This is a genomic window from Sandarakinorhabdus sp. (genome assembly GCF_040398665.1).
In the GTDB taxonomy this organism is placed as follows: Bacteria; Pseudomonadota; Alphaproteobacteria; order Sphingomonadales; family Sphingomonadaceae; genus Sandarakinorhabdus.
On sequence record NZ_JBBATQ010000001.1, the window covers coordinates 268,193 to 285,962 of the forward strand.

Consider the following 17,770-nt stretch of genomic DNA (forward strand, 5'->3'; position numbering starts at 1 on the left):
CCCGCAGACTAGGCCGGAGCGCCGCGCCGGGCTAGAGGGTGCAGATGGCATTTCCCCCCTCCAAAGCGATGGCCATGGCGCTGAATGAGGCGAGGCTGGCGGCCGCGCGCGATGAAGTGCCGGTGGGCGCGGTGATCAGCGATGCCGCCGGCACGATCATCGCCAGCGCCGGCAATCGCACGCGCGAACTGAGCGACCCGACCGCGCATGCCGAAATGCTGGCCATCCGTGCGGCGTGCGCACGGATCGCGTCGGAGCGGCTGATCGGCTGCACGATCACGGTGACCCTCGAACCCTGCGCGATGTGCGCGGCAGCCATCGCGGCAGCCCGGCTGAGCCGCGTGGTCTATGGCGCGTCCGATCCGAAATCCGGCGGCGTGGCGCACGGCGCGCGCGTGTTCAGCCATGCCCAGGCGCATCACCGGCCCGAAGTGGTCACTGGCGTCGCCGAATCGGAGAGCACCGCACTGCTGAAGGACTTCTTCGCCGCAAGGCGCGCCTGAACCCCTCTCCCCTTGCGGGAGAGGGCGACTCGCGCGCCAGCGCGGCGGGGTGAGGGGGTGCTGACTTTGGCCACGCTTGGCACCCCCTCACCCCGGGCCGCCTACGGCGTCTCTCGCCCTCCCCCTTGCGGGACGGGGGGGCTTGCTGCCGGGGGCGCTCTCGGCCACGCTGGCGGCATGACCACCCCAGCCCCCCGCCGCATCCTCGGCCCCTTTGCCGCTGCATCGGTGGTGGTCGGCATGGTGGTGGGCGCCGGCATTTTCCGGTCGGCCAGTCTGGTGGCGGCAACGCTGCAGAATGATGCGCTGGTGCTGGCTGCGTGGGGGCTGGGCGGGGTGTTCGCGCTGGCCGGCGCACTGGTTTATGCCGAACTGGCGACGGCCTTTCCGCATACCGGCGGCGACTATCGTTTCCTGCGGCTGGCCTATGGCCGGCTGGTGGCCTTTCTGTTTGCCTGGTCGCGCTTTGCGGTGATCTTCTCGGCGTCGGCGGCGCTGCTGGCGTTTGTGGCGGCGGATTATATCGCGGAGCTGGTGCCCTTGTCGGCCGCGGGACGCGGCGGGGTGGCGGCGCTGGCCATCGTCACGCTGACCGCGCTGAATCTGGCGGGCGTGAAGCGCTCCACCGGCGGCCAGGTCGTGCTGGTCACCGGTGATGTGATCGCGCTGCTGGTGCTGGGCGTGGCCGCCGCCAGCCTGATCGCTGCCGGCACGCCGCCGCTGTTGCCCACCACGGCGCCACAACCGTTCGGCGCCGCGTCCTTTGGCCAGGCCATGGTGTTCGTCATGCTGGCCTTTGGCGGCTTCAACGATGCTGCCACCTTGTCGGCCGAAGTGCGAAGCCCACGCGACATGACCCGCGCCATGGTCGGCGGCATGGCGCTGGTCACCACCCTCTATTGCCTGGCGAATTGGGCCTATCTCGCCGGGCTGGGCGGCGCCGGGCTGGCGGCCAGCAATGCGCCGGCGGCGGCGTTGATGGCGCGCGCCTTCGGCCCGGTGGGTCAGGCCGTGATGGTGGTCTTCGTCACGCTGGCGGCGTTGGCCATTGTCAACGCGCTGGTGATCGTGGGCGGGCGCACGCTTTATGCCGTGGCCGGCGATGAACCGGCGCTGGCGCGGCTGGCGGCGTGGGACGAAGTGGCCGGCGTGCCGCGCGTGGCGATCTGGGCGCAATGTGCGCTTTCGCTGTGCCTGGTGGCGTGGGGGTCGCTGTCCACCGGCTTTGCCCAGATGGTGGATTTCCTGTCGCCGGTGTTCTGGCTGTTCCTGTCCTTGACCGGCCCGGCACTGATCATCCTGCGCCGCCGGCTGCCGGATCAGCCGCGGCCCTTCCGGGTGCCGCTCTATCCGCTGGTGCCGTTGCTGTTCACCGGCGGCTGCCTGTTCGTGCTGCAAAGCTCCGTGCGCTATGTCGGCGTGCAGGGCTCGCTGATCAGCTTTGGTGTGCTGGCGGCAGGGCTGGTGCTGCGGCTGGTCCTCAAAGCCCCAGCGCCGTCGCGGCGTGGAACGTGATGCCGGCGGCGAGATAGGCTGCGACAAACAAATAGGTGAACATGAAGATCGGCCAGCGCCAACTGGCGGTTTCGCGGCGGGTGACCGCCAGCGTTGACAGGCATTGCGGGGCAAACACGAACCACGCCAGAAACGCCAGCGCGGTCGGCAGCGGCCAGGCGGCGCGCAATTGTTCGATCAGGCCGCCGGTGTTTTCCTCGTCGACATCCTGCAGGGCATAGACGGTGCCGAGCGCCGACACCGCCACTTCGCGCGCCGCCATGCCGGGCACCAGCGCGATGGCGATTTCCTTGTTGAAGCCGATGGGGGCGAAGATCGGCTCCAGCGCGGTGCCGAGCTTGCCGGCCAGGCTGTATTCGATGCCGGGCTTGACCGCGCCCACCGGCGGCTGCGGCCAGCTTGCCATCGCCCACAGCACGATGGTGCTGGCCATGATGATGGTGCCGGCGCGTTGGAGGAAGGCCTTGGCGCGGCCATAGAGGCCGATGCCGATGTCGCGCAGTGCCGGCCATTGATATTTGGGCATTTCCATCAGGAACGGCGGCGCGGCGCCCTTGGTGACGGTGCGGCGCAGCGCAAAGGCCGCCACCAGCGCGCCGAGGATGCCGGCCAGATAGAGCACGAACAGCACCAGGCCCTGCAAGCCGAACGGCCCCACATCGCGCGCCGGGATGAAGGCGCCGATGACCACGGCATAGACCGGCAGACGCGCCGAACAGGTCATCAGCGGCGCGATCAATATGGTGGTCAGCCGGTCACGCGGCGAATCGATGCTGCGCGTCGCCATGATGCCGGGGATGGCGCAGGCAAAGCTGGACAGCAGCGGGATGAAGGCGCGGCCATTCAGCCCCACCCGCGCCATCAACCGGTCCATCAGGAACGCCGCGCGGGTCATGTAACCGGATTGTTCCAACGTGATGATGAAGGCGAACAGGATCAGGATCTGCGGCAGGAACACCACCACCGCCCCCACCCCGGCCAGCACGCCATCGTTCAGCAGCGACAACAGCCAACCGGCGGGCAAGGCGGCGGCCAATTGGGTTTGCAACGCGGCCACGCCGGCTTCGATCCAGCCCATCGGCGCTTCGGCCCAACTGAACACCGCTTGGAACATGAAGAACAGGATGGCGGCAAGCAGCAACGGCCCGGCAACGGGGTGCAGCACGACATTGTCGATCCGTTGTGACCAGCGCCGTGCCGCGCCGGTGGCGGTCTGCACCGCGGCGGCCATGCGGCGGGCTTCGCCTTGCAGGGCGCGCAGGTCGCGTGGTTGCAGGGCTGGCGCGGCCGGCCGTTCGGCGCCGATCTGTTCGTTCAGCGCCGCGCCCAGTGCGTCGAGCCCACGCTTGCGCACCGCAACGGTGGCCACCACGGGCACACCCAGCAGATCGGCCAGCCGCGCCGCATCGATGACGATGCCATCGCGCGCCGCCAGATCGACCATGTTCAGCGCCACCACCAGCGGCAGGCCGAGCGCGCGCAATTCCAGCACGAAGCGCAGATGGTTGCGCAAATTGGTGGCGTCGATCACCGCGATGATGGCATCCAGCGGGCGCTCGCCAGCGATGCGCCCGAAAATGGCATCGCGCGTCACCGCTTCATCGGGCGATTTGGGATCGAGGCTGTAAGTGCCGGGCAGATCGATCAGTTCGGCCACGCGGCCATCGGGCAGCGCCAGCCGCCCCGCCTTGCGCTCCACGGTGACGCCCGGATAATTGCCGACCTTCTGCCGGCTGCCGGTCAGCGCGTTGAACAGGCTGGTCTTGCCGGCATTGGGATTGCCGACCAGCGCCACCGCCAGATCGCGGGCCTGCACGCCATGCGCGTTCATGCTGTTACTTCGATAAGGCGGGCCATATCGCGGCGCAGCGCCACCACCATGTTGCCGACCCGCACTGCAAGCGGATCGCCGCCAAACGGCGCGCGGTGCAGGATTTCCACATCGACACCTTCATCGAAACCCAATTCGCACAGGCGTTGCGCGGTTTCGGGGGCGAGGCCGCCGCGATCGATCGCGGCGATCAGCGCCACTTCACCGGGAGCCAGGCTGTCGATCAGGCGATGGGGATGAATCAATGTGTGTCCGGACGCAAGGTAATGCGAACCATTATCAACCTATCGCCGGCAATGCCACCGGCAAGTTGATCACACCGCCGGATAGCGCAGCCGGCCGAGGAAGCGCGCCGGATCGGGCAGCTTGGCGCCCAGGCCGATCAGCTTGGCCTTGGTCTTTTCAAAGCGCATCACGCCATCGATGCGCCGTTCGATGAAGGCGCGCGTGTCGGCAAAATCCTCGCTGTCGTCCTGCGTCCAGTGCAGCAGCGTGGCCGAATAGATGGCGGCCAGGATCGTGCGCTTGGTATAGTGATTATAGTCGGTGGCGGTATCGCCGGCGGCGCGCCACATCGCATCGGCCGCCTGCCACAGCAGCCGGGCCGACAGTGCCGCGTGCTGCGGCTGCGCCAGCAGGGCCAGCGCCCGGCGCGTCACTTCGCGGTCGCCCTGTTCCAGCCGCGTCACCAGCGCCATGCGGATGCGGTCGCGAATCTTCATGTTGTGGCTGCCCGCCATCGCTTCGGCCATGCGGGCGTTGGCCAATGTGCCCCACGCCGTCAGCATGACGGCTGCATCCGGCAAGGCCAGCGCCGCCAGATCGGCGTCCACGCTGATGTCGCGCGCGGCGGCCGCCAGCGCCGTGTCGCTCCAGCCATCGAAGGCGACATGCGGCAGCATGGCCGCAATCAGCTGCGGCGCGAGGTCAGCCAGAGGCGTGTCATCATTGATCATGGCCGCATCTTACCGCGCCAGCCGCGCCGCCTCCAGCGCCAAAGACGTCGCGGCGCGGGCGTTTGCCCGGCAACGCTTGTTTCCCTGTGTCCCCTCTGCTATGCGCCGCGCTCGCTCCGGCCAGGCTTGGTTCGGAAATGGTGATTCTTTGACAAGCATCGGCGCTGTGCCAGCCCCGGTGACGTGAATGGAGAGAACGGCTGCATGCAAATCGTGGTTCGCGACAACAATGTCGATCAGGCGCTGCGCGCCCTCAAGAAGAAGCTGCAGCGTGAAGGCGTCTACCGCGAGATGAAGCTGCGTCGTCACTACGAGAAGCCGTCGGAAAAGCGCGCCCGTGAAAAGGCTGCCGCCGTGCGCCGCGCCCGCAAGATGGATCGCAAGCGCATGGAGCGCGACGGCGTCAAATAAGCGCTGGCGTGAAGAAGATCAGGGCCGGGCTGGGATCACCTGCCCGGCCTTCTTCGTTTAGACGTATTTGTTCTGGGGCCGCGCGGCCGGCGCAGGGTTGACCCTGCACGGTGCGCGTCCCATGGTTCCCGCCGATCCGGCCCTCTGGCCACATATTCATCGAGGCACATCATGTCAGGTCAGACAGCAGGCAGCGCGGGCGGCATCGGGATCGGCAAATGGCTGGCCGCCGGCGCGGTCGTGATCGCGGTGGTGGGCGTGCTGGTCTACACCGGCACGCAGGGCCAGGTCGAATCGGTGCGCCAGACCGACATGGATTTTCTGGCCGAAAACAAGGGGAAGCCCGGCGTGATCACCACAAGTTCCGGCCTGCAATATAGCATCGTGCGCGAAGGCAAGGGCCCGCGCCCGACCGCCAAGGATACGGTGCTGGTGCATTATGAAGGCAAGCTGATCGACGGCACGGTGTTCGACAGCAGCTATCAACGCGGCCAGCCGGCGGCGTTCCCGCTCGACCAGGTCATCCCCGGCTGGACCGAAGGCGTGCAGCTGATGCCGACCGGTTCGAAATATCATTTCGTGGTGCCGCCGCAGCTCGCCTATGGCGCGCAGGGTGCCGGCGGCGTGATTCCGCCCGGCGCGGTGCTGGAATTCGATATCGAATTGCTGGCGGTGAAGCCGGCGGCGTAAGCGCGCCTGCATTTGGATTGAAGCAAATCGGCTCCCTCCCGCTTGCGGGGAGGGCGACCCGGCGTCAGCCGAGCGGGGTGGGGGTTCCCGCCTGCTGAGACCGAATGGAGGACCCCCACCCCGCTCGCGCCAAGGGGCGCGAGTCGCCCTCCCCGCAAGGGGGAGGGAGTGGATCGCTTCAAATTGGACGCAATCTACGCTGGGTCTCAATCCCGCAGCGACAGGAACCAGCGGTCGCGCAGCGCCGTCACCCAGGTGACCGGATTGAAGCTGGTCGATCCATCCAGGCTGAAGGTGGTGAATTCGGCGCGGCCGACGATATTTTCTACCGGCAACAGGCCCAGGCCGCCGGATTCGGCCGGAAAACGGCTGTCTTCGCTGTTGTCGCGGTTGTCACCCATCAGGAAGATGCGCCCCTGTGGCACGATCACCGCTTCGGTATTGTCCTGCGGCAGGGCGGCCATGTCGTGCACCAGATAGGATCGGCCACCGGGCAGGGTTTCGCGATAGGTGGGCAGATGGCATTCCGCCGTGCCGTCCGGCGTGATTACCCGGTACTGCGCATCGACCATGGAGGCGCAATCGCTGTTCGGCGTCACCTGCATCACCGTATCGGCCACCTGCACCTTGGGCACCGGCTGGCCGTTCAGCCACAACTGGCCATCCTTCATCTGCACGATATCGCCGGGCAGGCCGATCACCCGCTTGATCCAGTCATCCTGTGCGATCGGCGATTTCAACACCACAATGTCACCGCGTTCCGGCAGGCTGCCGAACAGCCGCCCCGGCATGCGCGGCAGCATGTTCAACGACGGCGACAGATAGGAATAGCCATAGGGATATTTCGACACGATCAGCCGATCGCCGACCAGCAGCGTCGGCAGCATCGAACCGGACGGGATATAGAAAGGCTTGGCCACCGCCGTGTGCACGGCAAGCACGGCCAGAGCCAGCAGGAACAATTGCCAGGCTTCCTCGGCCCAATTGGTCTTTTTCTTCGCCACTGCTTCGCTCATTCCGGTGCCGCCGTGATCAGAACGATGGCCTGCGCCCACGGATGGTCGTCGGTCATCGTGAGATGAATCGCGGCCTTATGCCCGGTGGGCGTGATTTGCGCCAGCCTTGCCGCAGCGCCGCCGGTCAGGATCAATGTCGGTTGCCCGCTCGGCAGATTGACCACGCCCATGTCGCGCCAGAACACGCCATTGCGAAAACCCGTGCCCAGCGCCTTCGAACACGCCTCCTTGGCAGCGAAGCGCTTGGCATAGGTGGCAGCCCGCGTCATCTGGCGCCGGTTGGCCTTGGCCTGTTCCAGATCGGTGAAGATGCGATGGATGAAGCGGTCGCCAAAACGGTCGATGCTGGCGGCGATGCGATCGATGTTGGCCAGATCGGACCCCAGGCCGAGCACGGACAGGCCGGCGGGCACGATCATGCGCCCCGCACGCCCATTTCCCGCGCCGCATCCATCAACGCGCGCATACGACCGATGGCAGGGCCCAGGCCGACGAACACGGCTTCACCGACCAGGAAATGCCCGATGTTCAATTCCGCAAGCTGCGGCAACGCGGCGACCGGGCTGACATTGTCATAGGTCAGGCCATGGCCGGCGTGAATCTCCAGCCCCATCTCCACGCCCAACGCCACGGCGCGTTCCAGCCGCGCCAGTTCGGCGACGGCGGCGTCGCCTTCCGCATGGGCGTAGGGACCAGTGTGCAGTTCCACCACCGGTGCGCCCAGGCGCGCGGCGGCCTCCAACTGGCGTTCATCGGGGGCGATGAACAGGCTGACGCGCATGCCGGCATCGCGCAGCCGCGCCACGATGGGTTGCAGGCTGTTGTGCTGGCCAGCGGCATCCAGCCCGCCTTCGGTGGTGCGTTCGGCGCGGCGTTCCGGGACGATGCAGGCCGCATGCGGCCGGTGGCGCAGCGCGATGCCCAGCATTTCATCGGTGGCGGCCATTTCCAGATTGATCGGCAGCGCCACCCCGATGCTGAGCCGGTCGAGATCGGCATCGGTGATATGGCGGCGATCTTCGCGCAGGTGGATGGTGATGCCATCGGCACCCGCCGCCGCCGCCATTTCGGCGGCGCGCAGCGGATCAGGATGCAAGCCGCCGCGCGCGTTGCGGATGGTGGCCACGTGGTCGATGTTCACGCCAAGGCGCAAGTGATTGGGCGAAACGGGCTGTATCACGTGGCGCGGCTTCCAGGCTTGATCGCCGGAATCGCTGCCAGTTCCGGGGGCAGCGCATCGGGCTGGTAGCTGGGCACGTCCAGCCGGATCAGCGGCGTGAACGGCACGCCCAGATCGGCAGACCCGCCGGAGCGATCGACCAGCGACGCGGCATGGATCACCTGCCCGCCTGCAGCCTGCACGGCGGCAATCGCCTCGCGACTGGACAGGCCGGTGGTGACGACATCTTCCATCAGCAGCACCGTCTGCCCCGGTTCCAGCCGGAAACCGCGGCGCAATTCGAAACTGCCGGTCGGCCGTTCGACGAACATCGATTGCACGCCCAACTGACGCGCCAGTTCATAACCGCAGATCAGGCCGCCCATCGCCGGCGCAATCACCGCCGACACGCTTTTCTTCACGTCAGCCGGGATCTTCGCAGCCAGCGCCTTCGCCAGCCGCTCGGCGCGGGCCGGGTCCATCAACACCCGCGCGCATTGGAGGTAACGCGAACTGCGCAAGCCGGATGAGAGAATGAAATGGCCTTCCAGCAGCGCATCCGCCGCCCGAAATTCCGCCAGCACCTCATCATCGGTCATCGTGCGCACCCTTCATGGCCCATGGCTGGGCGATTGGCAGGCCGAACCCGCTTTGCCAAGCGGCTTTACTGGCGCACCCGATCCGCCGACACCACCGCCTTCACCTGGCGCAGCGCCGCCATCAGCGTGGCGAGATGCGCGGTATTCTCCACCTCGATATCGAGGATGTCGGTGTGAAATTCGCGGTCACGGTGCTTCAGCGCCAGGCCGACGATATTGGCGTTGTGCGCGGCAATGCTGGCGGCGAGGCTGGCCAGCGCGCCGGGCTGGTTGTGCACCACCACGGCAATCCGCGCCGCGGCGCCGGCGGTTTCGGCACCCCAGCGCACATCCAGCCACTCGCCGGCTTCGTCGCCGAGCAGATCGCAATCGATCACATGCACGCTGATCGGGCCATCGGGGGCGCGGTTGCCGACGATGCGATCACCGGGCACCGGCCGGCAGTGATCACACAGCAGGAAGCCGACGCCGGGGGTGAGGCCTTCGATGGAGATGGCAGCGGCCGCCTTGGCCTTGCTGCTGCGCGACCGCGCCGGGCGCACGGCCGCGCCCGGCACCAGCGCTTCGGCCACCTGGTCGTCGGTCAGGCGGTTTTCGGCCATGGCCAGTTCCAGCGCGCTGCGATCCTGCAGCTTCAGACGGCCCAGCGCCGGCCCCATGATGTCGTCGCCAAGCGCCACCCGCAGCCGCCCCGCCACCGCGTCGAGCAATTTGCTGCCCATGGCTTGCAGCTCCTCGCGGCGCTTGTGCCGCACATGGCGGCGGATGGCGGCGCGCGCCTTGGCACTGGCGACAAAGCCTTCCCAGGCCGGATCGGGCGCCTTCACCTTGCCCTTCATGATCTCGACCTGATCGCCATTCACCAGCCGGGTGCGCAACGGCACGACGCGGCCGTTCACCTTGGCGCCCACGCAACTGTCGCCCAGATCGCTGTGCACGGCGTAGGCAAAATCGACCGGCGTCGAATCGCCGGGCAACTGGTAGAGTTCGCCCTTGGGCGTGAAGACGAACACCTGATCCTGGAACATCGCCAGCCGGGCATTTTCGAGCAGCTCTTCCGGATTGGCGGCGTCCTGCAGCACATCGAGCAGATCATCGATCCATGGATAGGCCTCGCGCGCCGAAGCGCCTTCGGTGCCCTGCTTGTAGGCCCAGTGCGCCGCCAGACCATATTCGGCCTCTTCGTGCATCAGCGCGGTGCGGATCTGCACCTCGATGCGCGCCGCCTCGCTGCCGAGCAGCACCGATGTGTGCAGCGATCGGTAGCCGTTCGATTTGGGCGTGGAGATGAAATCCTTGAAGCGCCCCGGCACCATCGGCCAGCGCCCGTGCACGATGCCGAGCGCGCGGTAGCAATCGGTGACATCATCGACGATCACGCGGAATGCCATCACATCCGACAATTGTTCGAAACTCATCTGGCGCGCCTGCATCTTGCGCCAGATCGAATAGGGCCGCTTTTCCCGCCCCGTCACGCTGGCGGCCAGCCCCTTGCTGCGCAGCACGGCTTCCACCGATCCGCTGATGCGATGCACATTGGCGCCCGTCGTTTCGCGCAGCCGGTCCATGCGCTGGCTGATGGTCTTGTGGGCGTCGGGTTCAAGCTGGCGGAAGGCGAGTTCCTGCATTTCTTCCATGAAACCGTACATGCCGATGCGCTCGGCGAGCGGCGCATAGATATCCATGGTTTCGCGCGCGATGCGGCGGCGCTTTTCTTCCTTCTTGATGTGATGCAGCGTGCGCATGTTGTGCAGCCGGTCCGCCAACTTGACAAGCAGCACCCTGATGTCGTTCGACATCGCCAGCAGGAATTTGCGCAGATTTTCCGCCTGACGCTCGCTTTCCGTCTGCGCCTCGATCTTCGACAATTTGGTGACGCCATCGACCAGCCGGGCGACCTCCGGCCCGAACAGCCGCTCGATCTCCTCGTGCGTCGCCACCGTATCCTCGATGGTGTCGTGCAGGATGGCGCAGGCGATGGTCTTGTCATCCAGCTTCAGGTCGGTGAGGATGCCGGCGACCTGCACCGGATGGCTGAAATAAGGGTCGCCGCTGGCGCGCAACTGGCTGCCATGCGCCTTCACCGAAAACACATAGGCGCGGTTCAGCAGATCCTCATCTGCTTCCGGGTCATAAGCCTTGACCCGCTCGACCAACTCATACTGGCGCAACATAGCCCTCCATCGTGAAGGGGATTGGATGGGGGCGCAAGCTTTGACAGTGGATATGCGACCACTGCCCACCCCCAGCCCCTCCCGCAAGCGGGAGGGGAGCCGTATGGTCCGTGTACGATCTGCTCCCCTCCCGCTTGCGGGAGGGGCTGGGGGTGGGGTGTGCCGCAGGGCCGACGTTTGGGTTTTGCGGGCGCGGCCGGCGGCGGAGCCGCCGAGTCCGCTGCGTTTGCTGAAGGAAGATAGAAAGAAAGAGCGCGGCAAAGCCGCAATGCTTGCCCCGGACTTGATCCGGGGTCGGACGACTCACGAAAAAGGCGGCTGGGGAGCCGCCTTTTTTGGTCGCCGGCCGGCGTGCGGCGAGCCTGAAAACAGCTGCGCTATTTTCAGCCGCCTTACTCGTAATCCCCGCCCATGTTCTGGTTCCGCGGCGGCTGCGCAGCGGTGATCCGCAGCGCTTCGGCCGATGCCGACAGCGAGCCGATCACATCGGGCGTGTCATCATCTTCGGCCTGGACCTTCTGCATGCCCAGCGTCATCGATTCGCGCAGGTCGGCGGGACGGACGGTCTGCTCGGCGATCTCGCGCAGCGCCACCACCGGGTTCTTGTCCCGGTCGCGATCGATGGTCAGTTCCGAACCCGACGAGATGTTGCGGGCGCGGTGCGCGGCCAGCAGCACCAGATCGAACCGGTTCGGCACCTTGTCGACGCAATCTTCTACAGTCACACGTGCCATGGGGATTGGCTCCGGAATCAAAATCGAATGAAGCGGTGCTGGTGACCAGTTGTGCCCGCAAAGTCAAGGAAATTGGCCGGCGATCAGCCGCGCAACCTTGACTCTGGCCATGCACCCCCCTAAGCCGCGCGCTTCGCGTTTGGCCCCACACCCCGGTGAAGTGGTGGCCCACGCCAGTGGCAATCATGTTTTTGGCATATTGTGGGCTGGCGCGGCGGGACCGGGAACAACGTCGTCGCAAAGCCAAGGACTCAACATGTCAAAGCGTTCCAACGCGAAATACAAGCTCGATCGCCGCATGGGCGAGAATATCTGGGGTCGTCCCAAGAGCCCGGTGAACAAGCGTGAATATGGCCCCGGCCAGCATGGCCAGCGCCGCAAGGGCAAGGTCAGCGATTTCGGCCTGCAGCTGCGCGCCAAGCAGAAGCTGAAGGGCTATTACGGTGACGTCACCGAAAAGCAGTTCCGCAAGGTCTATGCCGAAGCGGTGCGCATGAAGGGCGATACCTCGCAGAATCTGATCGGCCTGCTCGAACAGCGTCTCGATATCGCGGTGTACCGCGCCAAGTGGGCGCCGACCGTGTTCGCCGCCCGCCAGATCGTCAACCATGGCCATATCCTGGTCAACGGCCGCCGCTGCAACATCGGTTCGGCCCGCCTGAAGCCGGGTGATGTGATCGAACTGGGCGCCAAGGCCCGCGAAATGGCACTGGTGCTCGAAGCGCAAGGCCTGTCCGAGCGCGACGTGCCGGAATATGTGTCCGTGGAAGGCCCGAAGGCCACCTACGTCCGCATCCCGACGCTCGATGAAGTGCCGTACCCGGTGAAGATGGAACCGAACCTGGTCGTGGAATTTTATTCGCGGTAATTTTGGGCCATCGTCCGGAAGAATTGGGCGGCTCCATCGGGGCCGCCCTTTTTCGTTTCAATACCCCGTCGGCGACACCGTGCGCCCGAGGAACTTCAGCCGCGTGATCCACGTATGCAGTTCCAGCCCCGGCGTGGCGTGGGTGGCGCCGGGATAGACCATCAGATCGAACGGCCGGTTGGCGCGCTGCAAGGCTGACATCAGCGCCGTCGAATTTTCGAACACGACATTGTCATCGGCCATGCCGTGGATCAGCAGCAGCGGATCAGCGATCTTCGTGGCATCGCGCAGCGCGCCCGACGTCTGATACGGCACCGGGTCCTTCGCCGGATTGCCGAGATAGCGTTCGGTATAGGCGGTGTCGTACAATTCCCAGCGCGTCACCGGCGCGCCGGCGATCCCGGCGGCAAAGGCGCCCGGCGCGGCCTCCAGCAGTTTCAGCACCATGAACCCGCCGTATGACCAGCCGTTCACCGCCACCTTGTCGGCCCTGGCCCACGCCTGCTGCTTGACCCAGGCCAGCGCCTGCAATTGATCGGCGACTTCCACGCCGCCCATGGCGCGGTTGATCGGGTCTTCGAATGCCTTGCCGCGGTTGTTGCTGCCGCGATTGTCGAGCTGGAACACCGCCCAGCCGTGTTGCACCAGATATTGTTCGATCGGCGCCGGGAAGCGGCGATGCACATTCTGCGCGTGCGGCCCGCCATAGACCTGCATCAGCACCGGGAACGGGCCGGCACCCTTGGGCTTCAACAGCCGCCAGTCCATGGCCTGGCCATCGGCAGCGGTGAGCGTGCCAAATAAAGGCTCGATATGCGCGGCGAGATAGGGCGCATAGGGGTGGCTGGCGTCCAGCTTGTTCTCGATCACCCAGGCCAGGCGTTTGCCGGTGCCATCGGCCAGCCAGACCTGCGCCGGCTGGCGCGGCGTGGTCGACGTGATGATCAGGCGCTGCCCGGCGGCATCCATCACCGCCTCGTGCCAGCCACCCGGCGCCGTCAGTCGCACCGGCTTTGCCGCCGGCTTCTGCCAATCGAGCGCATAGACATGGCTTTCAAGCGTGGAATCGGCAAAGCCGGTGAACCACAAGCGGCCGCGCTTTTCGTCCACGCCGACCAGATCATCGACCACCCAGCGCCCGCTGGTCAGTTGCTGCGCGCGGCCATCGGCCAGCCGATAAAGATGGCGATAGCCATCGCCTTCGCTGGCCCACAGGATGCTGCCGTCCTTCAGCGGCCGGAAAATGTCGTGCAGATTGATCCACGTCGCGCTGGTCTCGCTGTGGATGATCTTCGACGCGCCGGTGGCCGGATCGACCGCCAATATGTCCAGCCGTTTCTGATCGCGCGGCAGTCGCTGCACATACAGCGTCTTGCCATCGAGCGCCCAGGCAACGCGCGCCACATAGATGTCCTTGTCCGGCCCGAGATCGACCTGCACCTTCGCGCTGCCATCGGGGTTGATGATCCACAGCGACACATCGGCGTTGGCGGTGCCGGCGGCGGGATAGGCCTGGGTGAACAATCGCGTGCCATCGGCACCGATGGCGGCACGGGTGACCTGGTTGACCGGCGCTTCATCAACACGCGCCACGGCGATGCGGGCGTCGGTGGGGGACCACCAATGGCCATCGAAGCGGCCCAATTCTTCCTGCGCGATGAATTCCGCGGCGCCCCAGCGCACGCCCGGCGCGGATTCGCCCGCAACCTCGCGTGCCTGTGCCGTGGCCAGATCGGCGACGAACAGCCGGCCATCGCGCACAAAGCTGGCATATGTGCCCCTGGGCGACAATCTGGCATCGGTTTCGGTGTCCGGCGTCTGCGTCAACCGCTGCACCTGGCCATCGAGGCCCGCGACCCACAGATCGCCATCCACCGGCACCAGCAAGCGCTTGCTGTCTGGCGCCCAGGCGTAATCGGCGATCCCCCGCACATCGGCAATGCGCTGGCGCTCGCGGTTCATGCGCTCGGCTTCAGAAAGCGGCCCGCCGGCCAGACGGGTGGAATCGACCAGCATGCGCCGCGCGCCGGTGGCGGTATCCACCGCCCACAGATCGAAGCGGGCGCGATCATCGGGGCGATTCTGCAGCAAGGTGGCCAACCGGCCATCGGGCGACAATTTCAGCACGCGCGGCCGCGCGCCGGTCAGCGCCGGTGACGCAAACACGCGCTCAAGCGTGAGCGGCGCCGGTTGCACGGCGGTTTGGGCGCTCGTCTGCGCGAGCGTCGCATTTTGGGCCGTCACCAGCGCCACCGCAGCAGCAGTCCACCAAAAGCCGGATACCATGACATCGCCTCCCAAATCCCCGCCAAGATGTTGCGTCAATGCCGGACACTTGCCGCACCGCCAAGTGCCTGCTAGCAGAAAGATCACAGCGCATCGTGCGCTGCCGTTTTCTGCGCGCTTCCGCGCTGCCAGCCCAGAGGCTTGATGTTTCGGGTCTGGTGTTTGGCGGAGCCGCGCTGAAGACAGGCTGGAGCCGCTCGTCGGCACAGCACCCAGTTGCAGGGATACGAATGAACGCTACGCACCCCCAGGCTGACGCACCGCGCACCACGCGTTGCACGGCTGACGGTGTTTTGGCCGCATCGCGCTCGTTTGCCGCTGTTTTTGCCTCTCTCCGGCCCGATGCCGGCTTTTTCATTTCGCGCCGTTCTGACGCCGCCCGTTTGCCGGGCTCGGGCGCATGGCCGCGCGCTACGGAGCATTTTCATGTCATATCGCATGCTGATCGACGCCCGCCACCCGGAAGAAACACGGGTGGCCGTGGTCAATGGCCAACGCATCGAGGAGTTTGATTTCGAATCAGCCGACAAGCGTCAGCTGAAGGGAAATATCTACCTCGCCAAGGTCACCAGGGTCGAACCTTCGCTGCAAGCCGCCTTTGTGGAATATGGCGGCAATCGCCATGGCTTTCTGGCGTTTTCCGAAATCCACCCGGATTATTACCAGATCCCCAAGGAAGATCGCGAAGCCCTGCTGCGCGAAGAAGCCGAACTGGCCGCCGATGACAATGGCCACGACGATGACGGCGACGAAAACGACGATGTGCTGGAAACCGGCGGGCAGCATGACGAGCCCACCGAATCCCTGCGCCGCAAGCGCATGGCGCTGCGCCGCCGCTACAAGATCCAGGAGGTGATCCGTCGCCGCCAGGTGATGCTGATCCAGGTGGTGAAGGAAGAGCGCGGGTCGAAGGGCGCGGCGCTGACCACCTATTTGTCGCTCGCCGGCCGTTATTGCGTGCTGATGCCCAACACCGCGCACGGCGGCGGCATTTCGCGCAAGATTTCCAATCCGGCGGATCGCAAACGCCTGAAGCAGATCATGGCCGATCTGCACCTGCCATCGGGCATGGGCGCCATCGTGCGCACCGCCGGCCTGAAGCGCGGCGCCGCCGATATCCGCCGCGATTTCGACTATCTGACCCGGCTGTGGGATGAAATCCGCGAAAAGACGCTGGCCAGCCAGGCCCCGGCGCTGATCCATGAAGACAGCGGGCTGATCAAGCGCGCCATCCGCGACATCTACACGCGCGATATCGAACAGGTGCTGGTGGAAGGCCGCACCGGTTTCGATGCCGCGCACCGCTTCATGTCGATGCTGATGCCCGGCCACGCCGCCAAGGTGGTGGAATATCAGGGCACGGTGCCGCTGTTCCAGCGCTTCGGCGTCGAAGGCCAGTTGGAGAGCATGTACCAGCCGGTCGTGCAGCTGAAATCCGGCGGCTATCTCGTCATCAACCCGACCGAAGCCCTGGTGTCGATCGACATCAATTCCGGCCGTTCGACGCGCGAATATGGCATCGAGGAAACCGCCACCAAGACCAACCTGGAAGCCGCCGACGAAATCGGCCGGCAACTGCGCCTGCGCGACATGGCCGGGCTGGTGGTGATCGATTTCATCGACATGGAAAATGGCTCCAACGTCCGCAAGGTCGAAAAGGCCATGAAGGAAGCGTTGAAGAATGATCGCGCCCGCGTGCAGATCGGCCGCATTTCCAGCTTCGGCCTGATGGAAATGAGCCGGCAGCGCCTGCGCACCGGCATATTGGAAGCCTCCACCCATATCTGCCCGATGTGCGAAGGCACTGGCATGGTGCGTTCGGTGGCGTCGGCGGCGCTGGCCGCCCTGCGCGCGCTGGAGGCCGAGGCCCTGCGCGGCCGCCACAGCGAATTGTCGCTGCGCGCCGGCGAAGAGGTGGCGGTCTATCTGCTCAATCGCAAGCGCATCGAGCTGGCCGAGCTGGAAGAACTCTATGGCGTCGCCATCCTGACGCGCCCGGACGATGGCCTGATCGGGCCGAATTTCGAGATCGATGCCGGCGGCGCGCCGCCCTCGAAGCGCGTGGACATGGCACCGCTGCCGGCCATCCAGAACGTGGATGACGAGCCGGAACTGGACGAGAGCGACGCCGACGGCGACGATGATCGCGACGGCGATCGCGACGGGGATCGCGACGGGGACGAAGGCCGCGACGAATCCAGCCGGGACAGCAAGAGCGACGATCGGCGTGGTCGGCGTGGTCGGCGCCGGCGTGGCCGCGGCCGCCGCGAGGACGGCGAAGACACCAATGTCGCCCCTGCCGAGGCTGCGGACGCGAATGAAGCGGGCGATGATTCCGGTGAAGCCGACGATGGCGGCGATGCCGATGGTGATGACCAGGGCGACAATGGTGACTCCAACGGTTCGCGTCGCAAGCGCCGCCGCCGTGGCCGTCGCGGCCGTCGCGGCACCGCCGATCGCACGACGGATGGTGCGGGCGATGGCGCCGGCGAAGACGCGAGCGACCCCGCGGCGGTGGCAACGCCGGTCGTGGAAACCGTGGCCGAAGCCGTAGCCGATGTGCCGGCCAAGCCGAAGCGCAGCCGCCGCAAGCCAGCCGCCGAGGGCGCAGCGGTCGCCGCGGAACCCGCCGAGCCGGTTCCAGCGGCACCAGAGCCCGCCGCCGCGGCCGAAACGCCTGCAGCCAAGCCGGCCCGATCGCGCCGCAAGAAGGCAGATGCTGCCCCAGAGGCCATTGTTGAGGCCGCCGTTGCAGCGCCGGAGCCGGAGCAGCCGGTGATCGCCGCCGCGCCGGAGCCGGAAGTCGTCGCCGCGCCGAAGCGCAGCCGCCGCAAGAAGGCCGATGCACCGGCGGCAGAAGCGCCGGCAGCAGCACCCGCCGAACCGGTCGCAGCCGAAGCGCCGGCAGCGCCTGCTCCGGTGTCCGAAGAACCAGCCGAGCCGGCGCCGGCACCGCGCAAGGGCTGGTGGCAGCGCACGTTCGGAACGGAATGACCGCGGGCCGCGCGGCCACGCCCAACTTGCGCTA

At 66.4% G+C, this 17,770-nt stretch carries 16 protein-coding genes; 6 read left to right on the plus strand and 10 right to left on the minus strand.

Features of this window, described 5'->3' with window-relative positions; all coding sequences use genetic code 11:
- The first annotated feature begins 44 nt into the window (after positions 1 to 44).
- Positions 45 to 503 (plus strand): nucleoside deaminase, encoded by a 459-nt coding sequence (locus ABWP22_RS01245; RefSeq protein ID WP_353198107.1) that lies wholly within the window; start codon positions 45 to 47, stop codon positions 501 to 503.
- A gap of 177 nt (positions 504 to 680) precedes the next feature.
- Positions 681 to 2,018, plus strand: coding sequence for an APC family permease (locus ABWP22_RS01250; RefSeq protein ID WP_353198108.1), 1,338 nt, complete (start codon positions 681 to 683; stop codon positions 2,016 to 2,018).
- Here the strand turns inward: ABWP22_RS01250 and feoB are convergent.
- The 3 genes from feoB to ABWP22_RS01265 all read right to left on the minus strand — a co-directional run bounded on the left by feoB (position 1,984) and on the right by ABWP22_RS01265 (position 4,805).
- Positions 1,984 to 3,849 carry a ferrous iron transporter B gene (gene feoB / locus ABWP22_RS01255; protein ID WP_353198109.1) on the minus strand — a complete coding sequence of 622 codons (1,866 nt, stop codon included), beginning with the start codon at positions 3,847 to 3,849 and terminating at the stop codon, positions 1,984 to 1,986. The genes ABWP22_RS01250 and feoB overlap by 35 nt on opposite strands.
- Positions 3,846 to 4,094: a FeoA family protein gene (locus ABWP22_RS01260; RefSeq protein WP_353198110.1), complete on the minus strand. Its 249-nt coding sequence runs from the start codon at positions 4,092 to 4,094 to the stop codon at positions 3,846 to 3,848. The genes feoB and ABWP22_RS01260 overlap by 4 nt, the downstream gene beginning before the upstream one ends.
- A gap of 69 nt (positions 4,095 to 4,163) precedes the next feature.
- A complete protein-coding gene (locus ABWP22_RS01265) occupies positions 4,164 to 4,805 on the minus strand; it encodes a COQ9 family protein (RefSeq protein WP_353198111.1) in 642 nt (213 codons plus the stop codon).
- A 204-nt stretch (positions 4,806 to 5,009) separates the two neighbouring features.
- Between ABWP22_RS01265 and rpsU the strand changes: the two genes are divergently transcribed.
- Positions 5,010 to 5,216 carry a 30S ribosomal protein S21 gene (rpsU, locus tag ABWP22_RS01270; protein WP_353198413.1) on the plus strand — a complete coding sequence of 69 codons (207 nt, stop codon included), beginning with the start codon at positions 5,010 to 5,012 and terminating at the stop codon, positions 5,214 to 5,216.
- 171 nt (positions 5,217 to 5,387) lie between these two features.
- Complete coding sequence (locus ABWP22_RS01275; protein WP_353198112.1) at positions 5,388 to 5,906, plus strand: FKBP-type peptidyl-prolyl cis-trans isomerase; 519 nt, start codon at positions 5,388 to 5,390, stop codon at positions 5,904 to 5,906.
- Positions 5,907 to 6,112: 206 nt separating this feature from the next.
- On the opposite strand, the gene lepB is transcribed toward ABWP22_RS01275, so the two are convergent.
- From lepB to rpoZ, 6 genes are all read right to left on the minus strand, one after another.
- On the minus strand, positions 6,113 to 6,922 hold the full coding sequence (gene lepB, locus ABWP22_RS01280) for a signal peptidase I (protein ID WP_353198113.1): 810 nt from the start codon (positions 6,920 to 6,922) through the stop codon (positions 6,113 to 6,115).
- A complete protein-coding gene (gene acpS, locus ABWP22_RS01285) occupies positions 6,919 to 7,341 on the minus strand; it encodes a holo-ACP synthase (RefSeq protein WP_353198114.1) in 423 nt (140 codons plus the stop codon). Before acpS ends, lepB begins: the two co-directional genes overlap by 4 nt.
- The gene (locus ABWP22_RS01290; protein ID WP_353198414.1) at positions 7,338 to 8,099 is read right to left on the minus strand and encodes a pyridoxine 5'-phosphate synthase; all 762 of its coding nucleotides are present in this window, start codon (positions 8,097 to 8,099) and stop codon (positions 7,338 to 7,340) included. Before ABWP22_RS01290 ends, acpS begins: the two co-directional genes overlap by 4 nt.
- On the minus strand, positions 8,099 to 8,680 hold the full coding sequence (gene pyrE / locus ABWP22_RS01295) for an orotate phosphoribosyltransferase (protein WP_353198115.1): 582 nt from the start codon (positions 8,678 to 8,680) through the stop codon (positions 8,099 to 8,101). Before pyrE ends, ABWP22_RS01290 begins: the two co-directional genes overlap by 1 nt.
- A 65-nt stretch (positions 8,681 to 8,745) precedes the next feature.
- Entirely contained in the window at positions 8,746 to 10,854 is a 2,109-nt protein-coding gene (locus ABWP22_RS01300) for a RelA/SpoT family protein (RefSeq protein WP_353198116.1), read from the minus strand.
- Between the two features lie 392 nt (positions 10,855 to 11,246).
- Positions 11,247 to 11,588 (minus strand): DNA-directed RNA polymerase subunit omega, encoded by a 342-nt coding sequence (rpoZ, locus tag ABWP22_RS01305; protein ID WP_353198117.1) that lies wholly within the window; start codon positions 11,586 to 11,588, stop codon positions 11,247 to 11,249.
- A gap of 256 nt (positions 11,589 to 11,844) precedes the next feature.
- Here rpoZ and rpsD point away from each other — a divergent pair, with 256 nt between their 5' ends.
- Entirely contained in the window at positions 11,845 to 12,456 is a 612-nt protein-coding gene (gene rpsD, locus ABWP22_RS01310; RefSeq protein ID WP_353198118.1) for a 30S ribosomal protein S4, read from the plus strand.
- 57 nt (positions 12,457 to 12,513) lie between these two features.
- On the opposite strand, the gene ABWP22_RS01315 is transcribed toward rpsD, so the two are convergent.
- Positions 12,514 to 14,742: a S9 family peptidase gene (locus tag ABWP22_RS01315; protein ID WP_353198119.1), complete on the minus strand. Its 2,229-nt coding sequence runs from the start codon at positions 14,740 to 14,742 to the stop codon at positions 12,514 to 12,516.
- Between the two features lie 426 nt (positions 14,743 to 15,168).
- Here ABWP22_RS01315 and ABWP22_RS01320 point away from each other — a divergent pair, with 426 nt between their 5' ends.
- The gene (locus ABWP22_RS01320) at positions 15,169 to 17,736 is read left to right on the plus strand and encodes an Rne/Rng family ribonuclease (protein WP_353198120.1); all 2,568 of its coding nucleotides are present in this window, start codon (positions 15,169 to 15,171) and stop codon (positions 17,734 to 17,736) included.
- Positions 17,737 to 17,770: the final 34 nt, after the last annotated feature.